Genomic DNA, 21,969 nt, shown 5'->3' on the forward strand with positions numbered 1-21,969 from the left:
TTCCGAAAATACGGGCGTGGGTAAAAGTCCGCCGGCCATGACCATTGAAATCATTTCGTGTTCAACAGGAGATAAAGGCAAGTGAAAAAATCACTGCTCGCAGCCGCTTCCGTATCGTTTTTGATGGGCATATCGATGCTCGGCGCTCAGGCCGCTGCGCCGGCGCATGACGCCAGAACGATCAAGCACATCGATACGATCTCCATTCCCGGTAACTCCCTGCGCAGTTTCGATATCGGTGCCGTCTCCGAACCCAGCCACACTTATGGCCTTTCTGATCGGTCCAATCACGCGGTGGACCTGTTCAACACGGACACCGACCGATTCATGGGTCGAGCCAAAGGCTTCTCCGGAGGACCCAATGGGCTGGTCGCGGTGGGCAAGCACCAATTCTGGGCCGGTGACGGGCACAGCAATCTTCGTGGGGTGAATATCGCCTCGATGAAGATCACCTCGACCATCCATACGGGCGGTAGCCAGCGCGTCGATGAGCTTACCTATGATCCGGCACTGCACATGGTGGTGGCGGCCAACAATGACGACACGCCGCCCTTTCTGACCTTTGTGTCCACGCGCGGACAGACCCACACCATTCTGGGCAAGCTCTCGTTGCCACAGGCCACGGCGGGACTGGAACAGCCCGCCTGGAACCCGGTCGACGGCAAGATCTACGTCTCCATTCCCGAGCTCAATCATCAAAAGGCACTCGGCGCGGTGGCCATCATCGATCCGCGTAACCGAAAGCTGGAAGGCATGATCCGCCTTAACCGGTGCATGCCTGCCGGACTGGCGATGGGCCCGGATGATCAGGCACTGGTCGGCTGCAGTGATGATGCGGTCAGCGCCGGATTTGCCCCCAAATCCATCATTGTCGATCTCAAGACCCGCAAGATCGTCAGCACCCTGCATCAGGTAGGCGGCTCCGACGAGGTCTGGTTCGATCCCGGAAGCAAGCACTACTACCTGGCCGCCGCGGCCAACAAGGGGGGCCCCGCTTTGGGCGTGGTCGACGCGACTCATGCACGCTGGCTGGAAAACCTGCGCTCTGGAGCCCATGCGCACTCGGTGGCCGCTGACAGCCGCAATGGTCGTGTCTTCGTTCCCGTCGCCCAAAACAGCGCCTCGTCCGATTGCGCCTCTGGATGCATCAAAGTGTTTGCTCCCTCCACTTCCCATTGACGCTCTCGGCATGAGAGCTCTGCAATCGCGACGTAGCGATGTCGTCGCGTTGCACTGGATTGCAAAGACGGTCGGATAAATACGCATGCATTTTCGTGGCAAGCATGAAATGCATGCTTTTACCTGCTTCTTCGGGGCATGAGCGGTGCCTGGATGTATCGCTGCATGCAGAGATGAAAACCGGTTATCAACATGGCCCCTGCGCTTACCTTTATGTAATTCATGGGTATGGTGACATGCACGTGATTCGCCTCCACCATAAATTTACCCATTTTCGAAGGAGAGCGAATCATGACCCATTCATTCCGAGGCTCGACGATAGTCATGGTCACCTTGGCGCTGGGCTTCACAAGTTTCTCCGGTCACGCTGAAACGGGTGACTCGGCGGAAGCGGCAGCAACGGTCAAGGCGCACATCGCACCGGTTACCGCGATCAGGACGGTGCAGGAAAAAACCCACGGACGCGCCTTCGGCATGGGCATGGAGGTGGCCAGTAGCGGCTCCTGGTACGAGGTACAGGTCGATGTCAAGGGAAAGCCGATGCTGGCCAGGATCAACCCCGCCACAGGCGCCTGGCTGGGTATGTCAAAAGCCAGCGGTGAAGACGCCGAGGGCATGGGCATTCTCGCCGGCGCCAAGGTCAACCTGATCGAGGCGGTCACGAGCGCCGAGCGTGCCGGGCACGGTCGTGCCCTGGAGGCCGGTCCCAGCGGCCACGGTGAGCAGGCGCACTATGACGTCGACATCGCCCAGCGCGGGGGTGCCATCACCCACTACAGCGTGGACGCCAACACGGGCGCCGTCTCCGCCGATGCCTCCGATGAATCGGACTGAATCGTGACGCTGCGAAGGAGGCCGCCTCAACGGCCTCCTTCGCACAGAAGCTGCCGCGACCGTTGGATGGATGCAACGTCGCTCGGAACGGCCGCCACGATGCGGCGGGTGAATGACTAGCACCCACCACGCCGGGAAGAAAGACCGCTGATTTTTACAGGATCCTGCACCATGCCAACGGCAAGCACATGGCTCATTTTGGGCATATTTGGCCAAGTGCTTTTCTCGATGCGCTTCCTGGTCCAATGGATTTACAGCGAGTTGAAACGCCAGTGCATATTCCCGATGGCCTTTTGGTATCTGAGCATTGCTGGCGGCATGGCGCTTCTCGCTTATGCGATCTACCGAAGGGACCCGGTCTTCATCGTTGGCCAGGCGGGAGGACTGATTATCTACGCAAGAAATCTTCAGTGGCGCATTCGTGAGAAGCGCGATGCCATGGCATCCGCGACCAACGAAAAAAGCTCCGACAAACCCGCAATCACCTGTGACACCAGGCCCTGATCGTGCAATTTGGCAACTCGGCATGGATCACGGTCGGATTTTTGGGTCAGGCACTTTTCGGTGCCCGGTTTTTTACGCAATGGATTTGCACCGAACGTCAGAAAAAGAGCGTCGTTCCCAAAGTGTTCTGGCACTTCAGCATCGCTGGCAGTGCCGTTTTGCTGATCTATGCCATCCATAAATCAGATCCGGTGTTCATGGCTGGCGAAGCTTTGAGCCTTCTCCTATTTACAAGAAACCTTCATCTGGCCATACGAAAAAAATGACCCCTATGGAACTGCTCAAGGCAACCGGTTTGACCGCACACATCCTGACAAAACGCGCTTCCAGCAGGATTTAGCATGTGTGGCATCTGCGGCATTTTTCACCTACATGCACCCGCAACCGATTTCGACCCTCCTCAAGCGCTGAAACAGATGCTGGCCCGCATGCATCACCGCGGCCCTGATGGCGCCGGTATGGTCGATGGAGAATGGGGAGCACTCGGCGCCAACCGGCTGGCGATTCGCGGAACGGGCGACCCGCATCCCTCATTGCTCGGCGCGGCCGGCGGCATATGGGTGGCCTGCAACGGAGAGATCGACAACCATCGTCAGTTACGCGAACGCCTGCGGGCCAGTGGCCACGACTTTTCGCTGCAGACCGATGTCGAGGTGATCGCGCCGCTGTACATGGAATACGGGCTGGATTTTGCGCAGCACCTAAGCGGTGCCTTTGCCATTGCCTTGTGGGATCCGCACAGGGCAAGGCTGATCCTGGCGCGAGATCGCGCCGGTGAACGCTATATCCACTTTGCCATTGAGCAGGGCCGCCTGATGTTCGCCACCGAGCTGGCGGCGCTGCGCGCCGGACACTCGCGAGTCCCTCAGATCAACGTGGCCTCCGTGGCACGCTATCTGAGCCATGGCTTTTACCCGGCCATGTCCGGCCCGTTCGCGGGCTGCCAGAAAGTCGCGCCCGGCGAAATGATTATCGTCGACAAGGCCGGTGTGCAGCGGCGTGATTACCACAAGCCGCCCCCCGTCCGACATGCCTCGGGGCGTGGCGACGACAGCCGATTCGACCGGCTGTTTCGTGCCTCGATCTGGCACCAGACCGATGTCGACGTCGATTATGGCGTGCTGCTGAGCGGAGGGCTTGATTCGTCGCTGATCACCGCCGTGGCCCGTACCGTCCGGCCGGACAAGTATCCCACCGCGTACGGGCTGCGCTTTGCGGAACGATCCTTCGACGAGGGCGATGTCGCCGAGCGGGTCGCCAGCGGGCTTGGTTGTCGCTATGTGCCGGTGATGGTTCATGCGCACGAGCTGCCCGGCACCCTGCGTGATCTGGTTCGTACCTGCGGCGAACCCCTGGCCGATCCGGCCTGGGTGCCCATGTCGCTGCTGGCGGCACGTGCGGCGCGCGAAGTGCGACTGGTGCTGGCCGGGGAAGGTGCCGACGAGCTGTTCGGTGGCTACCCGACCTATCTCGGCGCGCAACTGGCCAGACGTTATGGCGCCCTGCCCGCCCCGTTGCGCTGCGCTTTCGGCAAGGTGGTGGCGCAGCTGCCGGTCAGCGACAAGAAAATGACCATCTCGTTCCTGCTCAAGCGCTTCGTGCAGGGCCAGGAACTGGCGCCGTATGCGCGTCACCTACTCTGGACGGCCAACATCTCTCCGCTGCTGATGCGGCAACTGGGAGTTGAACCCATGGCCGTGCCGCCATCGCCACCGCAGGCGCACGTGCTGGATATGCTGCAACGCCAGGACCAGCGCCATGCCCTGGCCGAGGCGTTGCTCGCCAAGGCCGATCGAGGCGGCATGCGGCACGGGCTGGAGGTGCGCGCACCGTTCCTGGATCCGCGCATCATCGAGTTCGCCTCGTCGCTGTCACCGGCCGAACGCGTCAGCGGGCTGACCACCAAGGTATTTCTGAAGCGTTACGCGCGCCGCTACCTGCCACGCAAGGTCGTGCACCGGCGCAAGCGAGGGTTGTCGGTACCGCTGACGGCGTGGCTAAGGGGACCATTGCACGAATGGGCCCGGTCGGGCCTGGCCAGCCCGCTTCTTGCCGGGGTCGGCATCGACACGGCCACGGCCTCGTCACTGCTGGCCGACCACGTCGCCGGGGCGGCCGATCATGCCCGCGCCATATGGACGCTGCTGGTGCTTCGAGAGTGGCTGGAATGGCTGTCCGAGCCGCTGCCCGCCATGGCGCCAGAGAGCCTTACCCGGATCAAGCACATCACTCCCCTACAGCCCGAGAGCATGCATGTCTGATATTCGTCCGGCACCAGCCAGGGCAATGCCCGCCTCAAAGCGCCCCCGCACTCATCCGATGGCCTGGCTGCTGTTGGTGCTTTGCGTTCTCGGATTCGGCTTTCAGGGCACGCGCGCGCTGTGGAGCACCGATGAGGGTCGCTACACCGAAAATGCGCTGCAGATGATCGATTCGGGCAACTATCTGGTGCCGGCGTACAACCAGGATCGGGTGAACTTCACCAAACCCCCGGTCACCTACTGGCTTATCGCCGGATCGATGCGGCTGTTCGGGCGCACCACCTGGGCCGCGCGTTTGCCCTACGCACTGGCCTTCATCTTCACCGCACTGCTGCTTTGTGGCATGGGTCGGTGGCTGCTTTCTGGGCGCTTGTGGCTGCCGGGGCTGATCTATGGCTGCTCCCTGGTGCCGTTTCTGATGGCCAATGTGGTCAGCACCGACGGCCTGCTGGTGGCGTTCGAGGCATTGGCCACCTACGGGTTTCTGGCAGCCAGCTTTGGCCCCGCCAGGAAGGCAGGACGTTACCTCGTACTGATGTGGCTTGGTTTCGGTCTGGCCTTTCTGACCAAGGGCCCACCTGGCCTGATGCCGCTGCTGGGCATGCTGCCGTTCGTCTACCGGAAACAGCGCTGGCCGGGGGTAAGAGCGCTGTTTGCACCTTTGGGTCTTGTCGTCTTCCTGCTGGTCGGGCTGGGCTGGTACGCCCTGGTGGTGGTGCGGCAACCGGCACTGGTGCACTACTTCCTGCATTACGAGATCTACAACCGCATCTTCACGCCAACGCAAAACCGCCATCCACAATGGTACGGCTGGTTTGTCGTCTATGCCCCGGTGCTGGTACTGGGCTCGCTGCCATGGTGGCGTCCGTTGGCCCGCGTGGTGCGACAGGCCGCCAGCGTCCGCAACTGGCGTGACGGGTGGGCGCAGCAACCACCACGCCTGTTCCTGTGGCTGTGGTTCTTGCTGGCGTTGACGGTGTTCTGCCTGGCCCGCTCGCGATTGCCTGCCTACGTGCTGCCGCTGTTCATTCCGCTTTCGCTGCTGGTGGCCATGGAACTGGAAGCGACGTTCGACATGCGCTCGACACGGCGGCGCGTGCTGCTTGGCCTATGGATGGTGGCGCTGCTTGTGCTCAAGGGCGGCATCGGCCACTTCTACCACCCTCATGTCGATAACCGCGTCCGGGCGCGCAGCCTGGGACAAAAGGTAGCGGCCTCGCGCTATGCCGCCGTCACCTTCATCGAAGCGACCGACGATCACGTGGCCATCGAGGAGCATACCCCCTGGGGCATGCGCCTGTACCTTCGCAAACCTGTCTACGCCATCGCCTGGAACAAACCAGGTGCGGCGCAACGGCTATGCCGCCTGGTGGATGTCCACTCGCCACTGCTGGTCGCGGCCGATGCGTCCCTGGAGCTAAGAGCCAACTGCCCGGGCACCGCCCTCACGGTGGTCGGAGATTGGCGAGGCCGTCACCTCCTGCTGATAAGTGCAGGGAAATAATGTGATTTATATATTTGAAAATCAATATATTAAATCACGTACCTCATGCGACTTAGCATCATCAGGACCACCTCGATCCAGCCCCTCGGTCAGTGACACCGAAGGTAAGCACTCAACTAAGCGCGGAAAAAGCATGAGAGCGCAATCTTGCCCCAACGAACATGTGGCAGAACCTATGCGCATACTGTTGATCGAGGATGACGCCGAGACGCGGCGCTACATCCAGCGCGGCCTGGACGAACTAGGCTACGCCGTGACCTGTGCGGCCAACGGCGCCGAAGGGGTCATGCTTGCCTCGGAGCTTGAACACGACGTCATCGTGCTGGATCGCCTGTTGCCACGACTGGACGGTCTCAGCGTGCTCAAGGCGCTCAGGAGCGCGCAGATCAATACCCCGGTATTGATGCTGACGGCGCTGGCTGAAGTGGAGGCACGCGTCGAGGGGATTGAGGCAGGCGCCGACGACTATCTCAGCAAACCCTTTGCCTTCACCGAGTTGGCGGCCCGCATCGGCGCCCTGGCAAGGCGCCCGCCACTACGTGACCCGACGCCGACTCGACTGAGGCTGGCAGACCTGGAAATGGACCTTCTGCGCCGCGAAGTGCACCGCGGTGGCGAACTGATCGATCTTCAGCCCCGCGAATTCAAGCTGCTGGAATATTTCCTGCGCAATGCCGGGCGCGTGGTCACCCGCACCATGCTTCTGGAGCAGGTCTGGGATTACCACTTCGACCCCAAGACCAGCGTGGTCGAGACCCATATCAGCCGCTTGCGGGGAAAGATAGAGCGCAACTTCCAGAGCCAGCTTCTGCACACGGTGCGGGGCGCCGGCTACTGCCTCAAGGAACCTGACGAATGAGTCTGGTTACCGCCATCCTAAATCGTGAGAACGGCACCAAGACCGCCGCCTTCCGTACAGGAGTGGGGCTGGCGCTGGTGTTTGGCGTCATCGCCCTGATTCTGTTCGTCATCACCTGGTTTGCCGTTCGCAACTACGTGGAGCAACAGCTGCAGCAGAACGTCAAGGAAGAGGCGGCCGAAATTGCCGGCGTACCGGCAGCTCGACGGGCCCAGGTGATCACACGGCTGGCCTCGCAGAAGCCGGATGGGCCCTATTTCTACGGCTACCGCCCCAAGGGTTCGGACACCACGCTGGGCAACCTGCCCATGCACTACACCCAACCGGGCTGGCACAGCGTGTCGATCCAGGTCGATGGCCGACGGGTGGAATTGCTCGCCAAGGCAGTGGATATCCCCGGTGGCATGCTGGCCGTGGCGCGCAATCGGAACTCGGAGGACGCGCTGGAGGATATTCTCCAGGGCGCATTCGTGGCCGCGGGACTGCTCTCGATGCTGCTGGCGCTGGCGGCTGGCTGGTTTACCGCACGGCGCTATCTGGTGCGCATTGAACAGGTGTCGGAAAGCGCCACCCGCATCGCCGATGGCGACCTCACCGCGCGCATCCAGCCCAGCGGCAAGGATGACGAGTTCGATCGTCTGGCTTATGCCCTCAACAGCATGCTGGAGCGGATCCAGCAGTTGATGGAGGGCATGCGGCAGGTTTCTTCGGATATCGCCCACGACCTGCGTACGCCGCTCACGCATCTGCGTCAGAACCTGGAGCAGGTGATGCTCCAGGGTGAAGACCTCCCCTCCTACCAGCGCGCGGTGGAAAAGGCGGTGCTGGATGTCGACCGCGTACTGGAGACGTTCGCCGCACTGCTGCGCATCGCGCGCATCGAGAGCCAGCCGCTGCGCACCGCCTTCCAGACCATCGACCTGACCGACCTGGTGGTCACCGTGGTGGATGACTACAAGCCGGTCTTCGAGGACCAGGGACGCAAGCTGCGCGTTGAACTGCTGCCTTGTGTCTATTGCCTGGGCGACCGGGCGCTGCTGCTGCAACTGCTGGCCAACCTGCTGGAAAACACGCTCAACCACACCCCCGAGGGCACCCCGGTCACGGTGTCCTTCCACATCGACGACACGCATATTCATCTGTCGGTGACCGATCGCGGGCCGGGTATTGATCCTGCCTATCACGACTATGTGTTCCGGCGCTTCGCACGGCTTGATACGGCCCGAAGCATGCCCGGCTCAGGACTCGGCATGGCCATGGTGGCCGCCATCTCGGAGCGACACGGCATAAAGATCCGCCTGCTGGATGCCGCGCCCGGACTACGCGTAAGCCTGCAGATTCCAAGAGCCTTCGTCTGAGCTCGCAGCGAGTCTGCGAGGCACACGAAAACGCAGCGGTGGTCTTGATGACCAACGCCCCCCCAAAAACCACACTTTCCGATCAAACAAGGCACCGATGAGGTTATTGACGGCCATTTCCAGAACAGCGCCACTGGCGCTGGTATTGCTTTCCGGTTGCGTGGCCTATCAGGCCCACCCGCTGCCGGATCGGCCCCACTGGCAGCCAGCACCAACCCAGCACGGCCAACCACTCACCCTGCGCACGGCCACCTCCCGCGCGCTGCAGGGCAATCCGGACTACCGTGCGGCCCGGCTGCAGGCGCATGTGAGCCAGTTGCAATTGAAAAAGGCCGGGCTGCTGCCGGACCCGCAGTTCAGCGCAAGCATCGACTCGCCGGTCAGTTCCGCCTATCAGCGTGGCTGGAGCCTTGGCCTCACCCAGGACCTGGGCGCACTGATCGGGCGTGGCTCAAGACTGGGCGCGGCCCGCGCCCGGCTTGCGCAAAAGCGCCTGCAACTGGTCTGGAAAGGCTGGAGCCTGGAACAGAAAACGGCTGCCGACTATGTGGCACTTTGGGATGCGCGCGAACGTATCGATTTGCTGAAAAAACATGTCCATCTGCTGCATGTGCAGCTAACGGCGCTGGACCAGGCACTGGCACAGGGCGATGTCACCCGTCAGCAACAGGCGGCGGCGTTGACCAGTCTGAGCCAGGCGCAAGCGCAGTTGGCCCAGGCACGCCAGGACCGGATTCAGGCCCGACAGTCACTCAATGATGACATGGGCGTCGCTCCCGATTCACGCTATGCAGTCACCGCGCCAGAGCGGCTGCCACTGCCCAGCCGCACGGTCATTGATCGTGCGCTGGCGCATCTGCCTGAATCACGTCCGGACCTTCGCGCACTGGCCGCGGGTTATCGCGCCGCCGATGCCGACTTCCGCGCCGCCGTGCTGGCGCAGTTCCCCGGCCTGAGCGTGAATCTGAACCGGGCATCCGATACCAGCGGCGTGCTCACCAACGGCTTCGGCATCAATCTCAGTCTGCCCATCTTCGGCCGTGCCCAGGCCTCGGCGCGACTGGCCAGGGCCACCCGGGAGCAACTGCATGCGGCCTATCAGGCCCGGCTCGACAGCGCCCAGAGCCAGGCTGTGGCGCTGTACGCCCGCCTGCGCGAGGTGCAACAGCGGCAACAGGTTCTGCATCGCCAGCTCAGGCCGCTCAGGCAGCTGGCCAAGGACGCCGACAGCGCCTTCCGCGCCGGACATTTCAGCGTAGCCGAATGGTCGTTGCTGCAGCAGCAGCTGATCGATCGTCAGACCGAAGCCCTGCAGGCCCGGGCCACCCTGGCCAAAGGCCAGGTCGCCCTTTCGGCCCTGCTCGGTCGCGCCGATTCGCGCACGCAAACCCCTCCGCCCTCTGCCACCGATCTGCATCGCCCATGACATGTGCCCGACTCCCCCTTCGCCTGTGCCTGCTCGCCTTGGCGCTCGCCACGCCGATCGCACACGCCGCTTCGGCCTCGGTAAAAACAGCACAGATTCTTCCACGTACCCTGCACGATCAGGTCGAGGTCTACGGCCAGGTAATCCCCGATCCGGCCTACACCCGGACCATCAGCGCCCTGGAAGCCGGACGCGTCGCGCAGGTCAACGCCAGCATGGGCGAACACGTCGAAAAGGGCTCGTTGCTGCTCAAGCTGGCGCCCACGCCCAAAACCCACACCGCGTGGCTGAAGGCGCGTCATGCGGTGGACAGCGCTCACGCCAAGTGGCTGCAAACACGTGACCTGTTCAAGCGAAAACTGGCCACCAAGGCCGACCTTGCCGCCGCGCTGCAGCAGTACCGCAATGCCAAGTCGGACCTGCAGGCATTGAAAGATCAGGGCGCCACGCAGGGGCCCCTCAGCATCACTGCCAAGCAAGCGTCCATTGTCACTCAAATCCAGGCACAGCCTGGCGCCGTCGTGCAAATGGGCCAGCCGCTGGTGACCTTGAGCGACACCAGCCATGTGCGCGTGCGGCTGGGTCTGCAACCGGAACAGGCACAGCGGGTGCACGCTGGCCAGAGCGTCACCCTGACCCCGGTGTTCGGCGACGGCTCGACCCCGGTCCAGGCCAAGGTCAGCCGTGTGCAGGGCATGGTTGACCCCAGGACCCGGCTGATAGACGTGCTGGTGGATCTGAGTGGACGGCCGGCGCATCAGTTGCTGATGGGAAGCTGGCTCAAGGGACAACTGCAAGTGCAGACCCTGCACCATCTGAGCGTGCCGCATTCAGCGGTGCTGAACGGCGCGCATGGCCCTTATCTGTTTGTGGTCCGCAACGGGAAGGCCCACCGGATCAACGTCAAGGTGCTCCTGACGACGCCGCGATGGAGTGCGGTGCAGAGCCCTGATCTGCGCAAGGGCCAGAACGTTGTCGTTACCGGCAATTATGAGCTGACCGAAGGTATGACAGTGCGCATGGCCGGAGGTCGGCACTGATGGCGGGGATCGCCGGATGGCTGCAGACCCATCGTCGCTCCGTGCTGTTCACGCTGGCACTGCTGGCGCTCAGTGGCGTGGCCAGTCTGTTCTCGCTGCCCACGGCCCTGTTCCCCCAGGTGGCGTTTCCTCGGGTGCGCGTGAGCATCGACGCCGGGTCGCGGCCGGCCAGTGAAATGATGCTGCAGGTGACACGGCCTGCCGAACGGGCCGTGCGCGGCGTCCCTGGCGTGCGTTCGGTGCGCTCGACCACCAGTCGCGGCAGCACCGATATCTCGGTCAATTTCGACTGGGGCCACAACATGATCGATGCGCTGCTGCAGGTGGAATCGGCGCTCAGTCGCATCAAGCCGGACCTGCCGCCACAGGCACGCTTTTCCGCCGAGCGCATGTATCCGTCCAACTACACGGGTGTGATCGCCTACAGCCTGACCTCGGACACCAAGAACCTGGTGCAGCTGCGTGATCTTGCCGAGTACCGCATGGCGCCCTTCCTGTCCAGCGTCTCGGGCGTGGCCAAGGTGACGGTTCAGGGCGGCGACCAGGCCGAATACCGGGTCAGCGTGGATCCGGCGCGCCTGACCGCGCTCGGGTTGTCCATCAGTGACGTTGCCAAGTCACTGGCCGCCTCCAACGTACTTACCGCGCTGGGCCAGATCCAGGACCACTACAAGCTGTACCTGGAGATGTCCGACACCCGCTTCCAGAACATCAAGCAGATTCGTCAGACGGTGCTGCGCAAGGGGCCGTCCGGCGTGGTCACGGTGGGTGACGTGGCCGATGTGCACATGGCCACCGCACCGCGCTATACGGCGTTCACCGCGGATGGCAAGCCGGCCGTGCTGCTCAATGTCTACCAGCAACCGGGCGCCAACATCATCCAGCTGTCGCAGGATCTCAAATCCCGGCTCAAGCAGTTCCAGTCGCAGATGCCCAAGGGCGTGCAACTGCACCAGTGGTACAACCAGAGCGTGCTGGTGCGCGCGTCACGCAGCAGCGTGGTCGACGCCATCCTCATCGGCATTGGACTGGCGGCGCTGGTGCTGCTGGCATTCCTGCGCAGCTGGAAGATCACCCTGGTGGCCGTGATCACGGTGCCGGCGGTATTGGCCGCAACTACCCTGATGCTGTCCGTGTTCGGCATGACGCTGAACATCATGACCCTGGGCGGCATGGCCGCAGCCGTGGGCCTGATCATCGACGATGTCATCGTGATGATCGAGCAGATCGTGCGCAAGGTTCAGGAAACGGGCGAACATGGCACCGCACGGGTGCTGGCCGCAGCACGCGAATTCACCCATCCGCAGATCGGCTCGTCGGCCTCGACGATCATCATCTTCGTGCCGCTGGCCTTTCTGAGCGGCCTGACCGGCGCCTTCTTCAAGGCGTTGTCGCTGACCATGGCGGCCAGCCTGTCCATCTCCTTCCTGGTGGCCTTGCTGATCGTGCCGCTGCTGGCTGACTTCCTGATCGGGCACAAGGACACGAAACCGGAAACCCACGGACGTCTCGGTCGCTGGATCCGGCGCAACTACAGCCGCCTGCTGGTTCGCCTGCTGCGCCGACCGGCCTGGCTGCTGGCCGGGCTTATACCCTTGATCGCCTTGGGCTGGCTGGCCTTCAGCCATGTCGGCTCCGGTTTCATGCCGCCCATGGACGAGGGTGGGTTCACCCTCGACTACCGCAGTCCGCCCGGCACCTCGCTTACCGAAACCAACCGTCTGCTGCAGCAGGTCGCCACTATCCTGCGCAAGAACCCGTACGTCGATACCTGGTCACGGCGTACCGGATCACAACTGGGCGGAGGCATTACCGAGGCCAACCGGGGTGACTTCTCGATACGTCTGAAAAATTCGTCGCGTCCATCGACTTCGACGGTCATGGAATCGATACGCAAGCAGGTGCAATCACAGATACCCGGACTGGATGTGGACGCCTCCCAGCTCATCGAGGACGAGATAGGCGATCTCACCTCGGTGCCCGAACCCATCGACATCCGGCTGTTCGGCGACAACGTCAAGCAGTTGCGACAGGTGGCCAAGTCGGTGGCCAAGGCCATCGCCAGCGTCAACGGCGTGGTGAGCATCCATAACGGCGTGGTGATTGCCGGCGACGCGCTGTCGATCCATGTCGAGCGCACAAAGGCGGCGCTAGAGGGCCTCACGCCGCAGGACATCACCCAGCAATTGCAGGGGCTTCTGGGCGGTGTGGTCACCACCCAGGTACGCCAGGGCATCAAGTATCTGGGTGTACGAGTCTGGGTACCGCACGCGATGCGCGAGCAAACTGCGCAAATCGGCAAGTTGCTTCTGCGCGCACCGGATGGCCACGTGCTGCCAGTCAGCCGGGTCGCCAAGGTGCAAATCATCACCGGACAACCGGAACTGACGCGTTACAACCTGAAAAGCGATGTTGCTGTCACCGCTCGCATCAGCGGTCGCTCGCTGGGCAAGACCGTGGCCGACGTCAAGAAGGTGCTGGCCAAAAAGGGCCTGATACCCAACGGGGTCTATTACCAGCTTGGTGGGCTCTACAAACAACAGCAGAAAGCCTTCCGCGGCCTGGCGGCAGTGTTCGCCGCGGCCGTGGCCCTGGTGTTCCTATTGCTGCTGTATCTGTACGAAAGCTTCAGGGTGGCCATCGCGGTACTCATCCAGCCGCTGCTGGCCGCCGGCGCCGTGTTCATTGGCCTTTGGTGTACCGGTACCGAGCTGGACATCACCGCGATGATGGGCATGACCATGGTCATCGGCATCGTCACGGAGATCGCCATCTTTTACTTCTCCGAGCTGCGCCTTCTCGACCATACGCAGTCGGTGGCCTGGAGTCTGGTCCGGGCCGGTCGCAATCGCATGCGCCCGATCGTCATGAGTGCACTGGCCTTTGCCCTGGCCCTGCTGCCGCTGGCGCTGGGGCTGGGTCAGGGCTCGGGCATGCAGCAGCCCCTGGCCATCGCCATCATCAGCGGCCTGCTGATCCAGATCCCGCTGGTACTGCTGGCCCTGCCGGTGATCTACCGCCTGCTTCACTTTAGACGTGGGGCATAGGCCGAACGCCCCGATCACCAGCGCCGTACCCCCGATCCAGGGGCGGCGCCGGTGAAACCTCGGGATGAAACGCCCAGGGCGGTAAACACGGTGAAAAATAGCCATGCGATACATCCGGCACCTTAATGCACAGATCATGCATCAAAGTCCGGGCAGGCCCCCGCGGGGGGCAGACTTCCTGCCTACCTATTTGCCAGTAAATTAATTGTAAAAATTAGATAATTAATTTGCTTCAAAACGCCCGATAAAAGTTCCCTTACAGGTTTGTAAACAAAAATTATTCTGCAGGAAAAAATCGAAACCGGTCATTCACATAAAATACAACCATCGCTTGTGCACCGGCTTCACCATGCCTACGAATCCGCTTTCTTCGACCTATTCGCGCCAGACCCTTGATAAGGAAAACGCATCCTTCCGCGTCGAACAAAAAAGCCACCCGGAAGATAAAAGGCTTCCAAGTCGGGGCATCTATCGCATCTTGATATGCCGACCCAATCACCGGCTCGGTAATCTTTTATTGCTTACCCCCCTGCTGCAGGCGATAGAAGCGGCGTATCCGGGCGCCGAAGTGGATCTTCTGGTCGGCTCCCCCTGTGGTCATGCCATTTTCAGTCGGTATCCGCAGGTCAGGCACATCCACGCGCTTGGCGCCCGCATCGTGCGGCATCCGTTACGCCTGGTGCGGATCCTGCTTCACCTCAGGGCGCGCCGATACGACCTGGTCATTGATGCTGCGAAGGGCTCCGGCTCGGGACGCATCTTCTCGCGCATCATCCGTGGCCGCTACTCGGTGTCACCTTCGGACCTTCCGGAGTCGACACTCACCGAACACTTTGCCCATCGCCCTGTGGCCGCCCTTGCCGCCGCGTTGGGCTCGTCATCACTCAAGCGGCCGTATGCCAATCTTGACCTGAGACTTGCGCCAGCCGAAATCGATGCCGGGCGTTCGGCGCTGGAGCGTGTCTGCGCCCAGACACCGGGGCAAGCGGCTCCGGTGATTGGGATTTTTGCCAACGCCACCGGCAAGAAAAATCTGGACAAAGCATGGTGGAAGGAGCTTATCGCCCATCTGAAAGTGATGGCGCCGGAATGTCAGCTGGTCGAGTTTCTGCCAGCTCACGGCATGTCCATGCTCGATGACGAAATACCCGGCCTTTTTTCGACCGACCTGCGAAACATGGCTGCGGCCATGTGTCATGTGGATATTTTCATCAGCGGCGATTGCGGCGTCATGCATCTGGCCTCGGCCGCCCGCGCCCGGACCCTGGGCCTGTTTTCGGTGACGTCCATGGAGATCTATGGTCCATTTGGCAATGGATCGCAATCGCTGGACATTCGTAAAAACGACCCTAAATCGGTCGCATCCATTGCCATCAAGCAATGCGATTTATAAACCGAACAACGCCTTTTTGAAATGGTGAAACTATTCGCCCACGGCCGGGTCCTACCTCGGCCAAAGGTGATGTTTACCGATGCCATCACGGCGAACCTTGAATGTCGCCAAGGAGTGCAGGTCATGCGCGTACTGGTTGTTGAAGACGACCCGGCCATTGCCTCGGGCTTGTGCGCGGGGCTGCGGGAAGCCGGGCATGCGGTCGACCATCTTAGCGATGGCCGCCAGGCCGACGAAGCCTTGCTCGATCCCACCCATGATCTTCTGGTGCTGGATCTGCAACTGCCTTCCCTGGATGGCAGTGGCGTGCTCCAGCGACTACGCCACCGGCACAGCCAGTTGCCGGTGCTCGTGGTGACGGCACGGGACAACCTGGAAGAGCGCATCCGGGTGCTGGACCTTGGCGCGGACGACTACCTGATCAAGCCGTTTGCCTTCAGCGAATTCGCCGCGCGCACACGTGCGCTGCTGCGACGTCGCTTCGTCCAGGGTGCGCCGGAACTGACACTGGGACGACTGCACCTGGATATCCCCGGGCGGCGTGCCCGCATCGATGATCGCGAGCTGGAACTGACCGCGCGTGAATTCGGCCTGTTGGCCGCGCTGGCCACCCGTCAGGAACGACTCACCAGCCGTGCACAACTGGTGGAGGCAACCTGTAACTGGGACCAGGAGCTGACCGACAACGGTCTGGATATTGCCATGCATCGCTTGCGCCGCAAGTTGCGTGGATCAGGCACCTCGGTACGCACCGTGCGCGGACTGGGATACATGCTGGAAGCGGACCCCGATGCACCGCAGACGAACTGACGTGACATCGGTGGCTCCCGGGCAGGAACAGGAATCGCTTGTACGGCGGCGTCCAAGTCTTCGCCGCCGACTGCTGTTGTATCTTCTGGTACCCATGCTGGCGCTGCTGCTGGTTGACGCCGTGGTGACCTATGCCGTGTCACTGGCCTATTCCAATCGCGTCCACGACCGCGACCTGGCCGACGATGCCGTGACCCTGGCGACCATGCTGAGGACACAGTCCCCGCATGGGGATATCTCCTCGCAGGCACGCTTTCTACTGGAGTATGATCCCGACGGCCGCGACTACTTTTCGATCCGCAGCTCAAACCGCGGCCTGATTGCCGGTAGTCGCCACCTTCCACCCGCCGGCAAGCCCGCCCTGCCGGGAAGCCCCCCACGACTGTATGACGTCAGGCTCAATCACACACCGCTGCGCGCGGCACGACTGGCAGTGCTCGACCCGAACAATCGCCATGACATTCTGCAGATCACCGTCGCCGAAAGTCTGCACTCCCGTCATGTGGTTGCACGCCAGATCCTGTTGATGAGTATTCCCTTGCAGCTTGGACTCATTGGCGCGTTGCTGGCACTGGTATGGATCGGCGTGCGTTATGGCCTGCGCGTGATCGAACCGCTCACCGCCAAACTGGCCCGTCGCGAGCACGATCTATCCCCTATTGATGACCACGACGTTCCGGTCGAGTTGCTGCCGCTGACCCGGACCATTGATGCGCTGTTCGCACGGCTGCGCGAGGTGCTGGCACAGCAGGAACGTTTCATTGCCGATGCCGCGCACCAGTTGCGTACGCCGCTGGCCGGCCTGCGCCTGCAAGCGGAACGGGCGGCCCGTTTTGCCATCGATCCGCGCGCCGTGGATGCACTGCAGCATATCGAACGACTCACCGAGCGCGCCGCACGTGCGTCGGCGCAGCTGCTGTCGCTGACCCGTGCGCAGAGCCGGCCCAGAGAGCTGCAGGCACTCGACCTGGGTATCCTGCTACCGGCGTGGGTGGGCCAGCGCGTATACGATGCCATCGCTCAGAACATCGACCTGGGGCTGGAAACCACGGACGAGCCCGCATGGCTGCTTGGCGACACGCATGGTCTGGAGGAGGCGTTGAACAACCTCATCGACAACGCCCTGCGTCACACGCCCTCCGGCGGCACGGTCACGGTCGGACTGGGCGCCGACTCGCCTGACTGGCTCAGCCTGCGTGTGGACGACAGTGGCCCTGGAGTGCCGGACGAACTGCTGCCGCGTCTGGGCGAGCGCTTCTTCCGTGCCCCTGATGCCGCCGAAGGAGGGACCGGGCTGGGCCTTGCGATCGTTCAGCGCATCACCGACAAGCACGGTGGCACGCTTCAATTCAGCCGCTCCACCCTGGGTGGGCTGGCCGTGATCATGCGCCTGCCCCGCCTGCATGCCGGTGAGACGACTGGCACCTCGGTTGTCACCCACGCAAACGCATGAATACGCTTCTCCGTCCTCATCCCGCGCAGCATCTTCGGCGCGGCCTGCGATATTGGGCCTTGCTGCTGCCGACGTTGCTGGTCGGCTGCGCCGCCGTGCAGGTGCCGTCTCCCAAGGCGCCACTGCCGGAACACTGGCAACACGCACCGGCACACGCACCGCGTCCGGATTACCACCACTGGTGGCGCACGCTTCACGACCCGACCCTGGATACCCTGGTCGATCAGGCGCTGAAGGCGAATCCCGATCTCCAGGCGGCCATCGAGCGTCTGCGGGCCGCTCGTGCGCTTTACGCCAAACACAACGCACCGTACAAACCATCGCTGCAGATCAAGACCGATGATCCCATCGATCCCGACGCCAGCGCCTCCTACTTCCTGATCGGCTTCGATGCCAGCTGGGAACTGCCACTTTTCGGCCGTGCCCAGGCTCACGAACAGGATCTGCGCGGCCGTCTGATGGCAGCTTCCGAGACACTGCGGGAAGCGAGAGTTTCTCTGGTGGCCGAAGTGGTCCGCGACTGGATACAGCTGCGCGCGGCGCAGCAGCGCGACCAATGGCTGACCAAGCTGCTCGACGTTCGCCGCGATGCGCTATCGATGGCCGGTACCCGGATCAAGCTGGGGCTGGCTCCTCCTGCCGACGCCGACCGCCTCCAGGCGGCCCTCGCCGATACTCGCGCAGACCTTCTCGATGCGCGACACCAGGCGATGCGCTCGGCACAACAGCTCGCCCTGCTACTGGGCCGGGAGGCTCCCGATCCCGCCTGGTTGAAGGCGGCGCCCCTGCCAGTACTGCAGGGCCCTGGACCGGTTTCTGTACCAGCCCGCCTGCTGGAAACGCGACCGGGTATCGCTCTGGCACGGGCGAAGGTCATCCGTGCAGCCGGCGAACTGGGGCTGGCACGAGCCGACATGTACCCGAGCATCGGTCTGGGCGCTTCGCTGGTGGCCTCGACCGACTTGGCCAGCTATCACAGGGACAGCACCAATGCGATTGGTTCGTTCGGGCCAATTATTGACATTCCGTTGTTCGACTGGGGGCTTCGCAAGGCGCACGCCAGCGCCAAGGGCCATCTGCTCAAGGCCGCGGTGATCGAATACCGCAAGGCGGTGCTGGCCGGCGTGGCCGATGTCGAAACCGCGCTGGACAGTCTTGGCACCACCGCGCAGACCGTCGGTGCACGACGCTCGGCATGGCAGGCGCTGGCGCAAACGACACGGCGTGAAAACATCCGTCGCAAGCTGGGATTGAACAGTCCGGCCAGCGTGGCGATGGCGCGGGCCGAACGTGATCAGGCCAGACTTCGGTTGATCCAGGCCAAGGCCGATCACGCATTGGCATACGTGGCGCTGTACAAGGCCCTGGGCGGGGCAGCCGACCCAGCTTCCGTGGCCGGCAAAGGTGCGCCAAACTGATGGTATCGCTGGCGCGGAAAACGCTGCTGTACGAATGGCGACGCTTCCTGCCGGCCATACTGGCGGTAGGCTTTGCCACGCTGCTGCAATTGCTCCAGGCCGCGTTGGTGCTGGGCATCTTCGGCGGAGCGGCGGTCTATGTGACGGGGTCCGACGCCGACATCTGGATTGGCTACCCGGGCACCCAAAGCGTCGACCAGGGGCGTCCCATTGACGCCGACGTTGCGTCACTGCTGCACATGGATCGCCACGTCGGTCGTGTTGAGCCGTTCGATCTGCTCGATGGCGACTGGCGCGGCGGCCATGGTACCGGTGGTATCTCCGTATTCGTGTCCGGCATCCGCACGCGGCCCGGATCGATGATGTTCTCGCAGGTACTTACACCAAGGTTGCGGGCGCGACTGGCCTATCCCGAATCGGTCATTGTCGATCCGGCCGACCTGGAAAAATTGGGGGTGCGTGTAGGCGACACCGCCAGCATCAATGGGCACCTGGTACGCGTGGTGGGCACCGCACATGGCCTGCGGGCGCTGGGCGGTGTGAATGTACTGACCTCACTTGAAACCGCGCGCACGCTGGATCCTTCTCCGGCCGACACCGGTGGCCCGACCTATCTGGTCGCGCGCTTGGACAACCCCTCCAATGCAGCCGCAGTGGTGGCGCGTTTGCGTGGTCACGACGGCTTCGGGCCCTACCAGGCCTGGACCGCCTCCCAATTCGCGCGGCGCTCGGTGCTGTTCTGGCTGTTCGACACCGGTGCCGGCGCCGGCGTCCTGTTCCTGGCGGCTATCGTGTTCGCGGTCGGGGCCATCATCACCAGTCAGGCCCTGATGGCCGCCGTGGTGGCTTCGATCAACGAATACGCCACCCTCAACGCGCTGGGTGTGGGCAAGCGCTCGCTGCGAGGAGTCGTGCTTGAACAGGCTTTCTGGGTAGGAGCCTGCGGCCTGGTGGGGGCCGGGATACTGACAGCAGTGATGGTATCGGTGGCCCGCAGCCAGAGCGTTCCGGTAGTGATGAACGCACCGGTCATGCTGGCCTGTCTGGCGCTGATCATGGTGCTGGTGGGCATCTCCGGACTATTCGCCATGCGCAGCATACGGCGCGCCGACCCAGCCACCCTGCTGAGATAGCACGATGACACCACCTGATGTCCATACATCCAGCGCTCCGACGCTCGTCGCCGAGGATATTGGCAAGTCGTTTGCCTCCGGCCGCCTGACCACGCGGGTGATCGACCATCTGTCGGTACGCATCCATGCTGGCGAACTGACGCTGATCTCTGGCCCTTCCGGGTGTGGCAAAAGCACGCTGCTTTCAATCCTGAGCGGCCTGCAAACGGTCGATCACGGTCATGTGTACGCCTTGTCCGAACACCTGGGCGACATGGACGCGCGTCGTCTGGAAACCTTCCGCCTGCTGCATACCGGGTTTGTGTTTCAGGGCTTCAACCTGTTCCCTGCGCTGACCGCACGCGAACAGGTGCAGCTTCCGCTGCAATACCTGGGACTGCGGCAGGCGGAGATTGACGCGCGCGCCGACCAGTCGCTGGAGGAAGTGGGCATGGCCTCGCGGCGTCACCTTCGCCCTGCCGAGCTGTCCGGCGGCGAGAAGCAGCGCGTGGCGATTGCGCGTGCCTTGGCCAAGGCACCGGCGCTGCTATTTGCCGATGAACCGACCAGCGCGCTGGATGCCGCCAACGGCCAGGTGGTCATCGACCTGCTGCACCGCATCGCCCGTCGCCACGGCACCACCGTGCTATGCGTCAGCCACGACCCGCGTCTGATCGGTCATGCCGATCGCGTGGTGACGATGGAAGATGGCCGCATTCTCGATGACACCCGGCCGCCCCTCCCCGATCAAACCAAGGCTCCTTCATGTTGACGCCACGCTCCACCGTCGATATCCGATACGGTCTGCTCGCACTGGCCCTGTTTGCGCTGGCAGGCTGTGGCAACCATGCGCCACCCGGCGCCGACGCCGGGCACGCCGACGCATCGGATCAGCAGGCGGCCACTGGCCGTTATGTGGCGGTGGCGCGTGGCCGCGTGGATGTCCAGGGAGGACTGCTCCAGCTGTATGCACCGGTGTCGGGTACCGTGGCCTCGGTCTCGGTGCATGAAGGCGACAAGATCGATAAGGGTCAAACCCTGGCGCGTCTGGACGAACAGACGGCCAAGGCCAACGTGACAATCGCCCAGGGCACACTTGACCAGGCCCGCGCCCAGGTAAAAGTGCTCGATGAGCGCATCAAGTCGGCACGCGGGGATGCCGAAAAACTGCGTCGTGCAGCAAAGGCCGGCGCCGGATCGCAACACGATGCCGAGGTCGCGACGCAAAAGGTAAGGCAACTTCAGGGGCAGCGCAGTGAGGCCGAGGCCAGCGTCAGTGTGGCCCGCGGCCATCTTGCCATCGCCCGGCGGCAGCTTGACCTGCACCGTGTGCGGGCCCCGGTGGCGGCACATGTCACGCGGGTACAGGTGCAGACGGGCAGCCGCGCGGTGGCCGGTTCCACGCCCACCTTCGAGCTGTTGCCAGAGCGGCCCCGCATCGTGCGTGCCGAACTCAACCAGGAGTATGTCGACGCCGTGCACCCGGGGATGCGCGCGCAGATCGTACTGGACAACGATCGCCAGACGGTCCTCGGCAGTGCCCGTGTGGCACGTGTCGGCGCCGTCTACAGCCCCTCCAAGTTGCAGGACAATCCTGCGCTGAGCGCAGGCACGCGTACCGTGCAATGTGTGCTCGATTTCGACAAGCCCTCGAACCTGCGCATCGGACAGATGGTGCTGGTGCGCATTCTCCCCGGCCAGGATCAACGCACGCCCGCGGCGGCGAAGAAAGGTTCGTGAAACCGGGCTCGCGCATGCTGGTGAAGGGTCA

18 protein-coding genes are annotated in these 21,969 nt (G+C 62.9%); all 18 read left to right on the forward strand.

Annotation, left to right across the window (positions count from 1 at the left end; all coding sequences use genetic code 11):
- The first annotated feature begins 81 nt into the window (after window positions 1–81).
- The 18 genes from HBF24_RS10520 to HBF24_RS10605 all read left to right on the forward strand — a co-directional run bounded on the left by HBF24_RS10520 (window position 82) and on the right by HBF24_RS10605 (window position 21,938).
- The gene (locus tag HBF24_RS10520; protein ID WP_167172636.1) at window positions 82–1,179 is read left to right on the forward strand and encodes a cytochrome C nitrite reductase; all 1,098 of its coding nucleotides are present in this window, start codon (window positions 82–84) and stop codon (window positions 1,177–1,179) included.
- Between the two features lie 291 nt (window positions 1,180–1,470).
- Window positions 1,471–2,013 carry a PepSY domain-containing protein gene (locus tag HBF24_RS10525; RefSeq protein WP_167172638.1) on the forward strand — a complete coding sequence of 181 codons (543 nt, stop codon included), beginning with the start codon at window positions 1,471–1,473 and terminating at the stop codon, window positions 2,011–2,013.
- 171 nt (window positions 2,014–2,184) lie between these two features.
- Window positions 2,185–2,517, forward strand: coding sequence for a lipid-A-disaccharide synthase N-terminal domain-containing protein (locus HBF24_RS10530; RefSeq protein ID WP_167172640.1), 333 nt, complete (start codon window positions 2,185–2,187; stop codon window positions 2,515–2,517).
- Between the two features lie 2 nt (window positions 2,518–2,519).
- Entirely contained in the window at window positions 2,520–2,783 is a 264-nt protein-coding gene (locus HBF24_RS10535) for a lipid-A-disaccharide synthase N-terminal domain-containing protein (protein ID WP_206064280.1), read from the forward strand.
- A gap of 75 nt (window positions 2,784–2,858) precedes the next feature.
- On the forward strand, window positions 2,859–4,778 hold the full coding sequence (asnB, locus tag HBF24_RS10540) for an asparagine synthase (glutamine-hydrolyzing) (RefSeq protein WP_167172642.1): 1,920 nt from the start codon (window positions 2,859–2,861) through the stop codon (window positions 4,776–4,778).
- Window positions 4,779–4,836: 58 nt separating this feature from the next.
- The gene (locus HBF24_RS10545; protein ID WP_167172644.1) at window positions 4,837–6,282 is read left to right on the forward strand and encodes a glycosyltransferase family 39 protein; all 1,446 of its coding nucleotides are present in this window, start codon (window positions 4,837–4,839) and stop codon (window positions 6,280–6,282) included.
- A 175-nt stretch (window positions 6,283–6,457) separates the two neighbouring features.
- Entirely contained in the window at window positions 6,458–7,141 is a 684-nt protein-coding gene (locus HBF24_RS10550) for a response regulator transcription factor (protein ID WP_167172646.1), read from the forward strand.
- The gene (locus HBF24_RS10555) at window positions 7,138–8,499 is read left to right on the forward strand and encodes a HAMP domain-containing sensor histidine kinase (protein ID WP_167172648.1); all 1,362 of its coding nucleotides are present in this window, start codon (window positions 7,138–7,140) and stop codon (window positions 8,497–8,499) included. Before HBF24_RS10550 ends, HBF24_RS10555 begins: the two co-directional genes overlap by 4 nt.
- 97 nt (window positions 8,500–8,596) lie before the next feature.
- Window positions 8,597–9,925 carry a TolC family protein gene (locus HBF24_RS10560; RefSeq protein ID WP_167172650.1) on the forward strand — a complete coding sequence of 443 codons (1,329 nt, stop codon included), beginning with the start codon at window positions 8,597–8,599 and terminating at the stop codon, window positions 9,923–9,925.
- A complete protein-coding gene (locus HBF24_RS10565; RefSeq protein WP_167172652.1) occupies window positions 9,922–10,965 on the forward strand; it encodes an efflux RND transporter periplasmic adaptor subunit in 1,044 nt (347 codons plus the stop codon). The genes HBF24_RS10560 and HBF24_RS10565 overlap by 4 nt, the downstream gene beginning before the upstream one ends.
- Window positions 10,965–14,012 (forward strand): efflux RND transporter permease subunit, encoded by a 3,048-nt coding sequence (locus HBF24_RS10570; protein WP_167172653.1) that lies wholly within the window; start codon window positions 10,965–10,967, stop codon window positions 14,010–14,012. Before HBF24_RS10565 ends, HBF24_RS10570 begins: the two co-directional genes overlap by 1 nt.
- A 349-nt stretch (window positions 14,013–14,361) precedes the next feature.
- A complete protein-coding gene (locus HBF24_RS10575; RefSeq protein ID WP_167172655.1) occupies window positions 14,362–15,405 on the forward strand; it encodes a glycosyltransferase family 9 protein in 1,044 nt (347 codons plus the stop codon).
- Between the two features lie 123 nt (window positions 15,406–15,528).
- Entirely contained in the window at window positions 15,529–16,215 is a 687-nt protein-coding gene (locus HBF24_RS10580; RefSeq protein WP_167172657.1) for a response regulator transcription factor, read from the forward strand.
- A gap of 1 nt (window position 16,216) precedes the next feature.
- Window positions 16,217–17,668: an ATP-binding protein gene (locus tag HBF24_RS10585; protein WP_343162748.1), complete on the forward strand. Its 1,452-nt coding sequence runs from the start codon at window positions 16,217–16,219 to the stop codon at window positions 17,666–17,668.
- Window positions 17,665–19,086: an efflux transporter outer membrane subunit gene (locus tag HBF24_RS10590; RefSeq protein ID WP_167172661.1), complete on the forward strand. Its 1,422-nt coding sequence runs from the start codon at window positions 17,665–17,667 to the stop codon at window positions 19,084–19,086. The genes HBF24_RS10585 and HBF24_RS10590 overlap by 4 nt, the downstream gene beginning before the upstream one ends.
- The gene (locus tag HBF24_RS10595; protein ID WP_167172663.1) at window positions 19,086–20,219 is read left to right on the forward strand and encodes an ABC transporter permease; all 1,134 of its coding nucleotides are present in this window, start codon (window positions 19,086–19,088) and stop codon (window positions 20,217–20,219) included. Before HBF24_RS10590 ends, HBF24_RS10595 begins: the two co-directional genes overlap by 1 nt.
- 4 nt (window positions 20,220–20,223) lie before the next feature.
- Entirely contained in the window at window positions 20,224–20,970 is a 747-nt protein-coding gene (locus HBF24_RS10600; RefSeq protein WP_167172665.1) for an ABC transporter ATP-binding protein, read from the forward strand.
- Complete coding sequence (locus HBF24_RS10605) at window positions 20,964–21,938, forward strand: HlyD family efflux transporter periplasmic adaptor subunit (RefSeq protein WP_167172667.1); 975 nt, start codon at window positions 20,964–20,966, stop codon at window positions 21,936–21,938. Before HBF24_RS10600 ends, HBF24_RS10605 begins: the two co-directional genes overlap by 7 nt.
- Window positions 21,939–21,969 lie beyond the last annotated feature (31 nt).

Origin of the sequence: Oleiagrimonas sp. C23AA (assembly GCF_011759385.1) — a bacterium.
GTDB lineage: Bacteria > Pseudomonadota > Gammaproteobacteria > Xanthomonadales > Rhodanobacteraceae > Oleiagrimonas.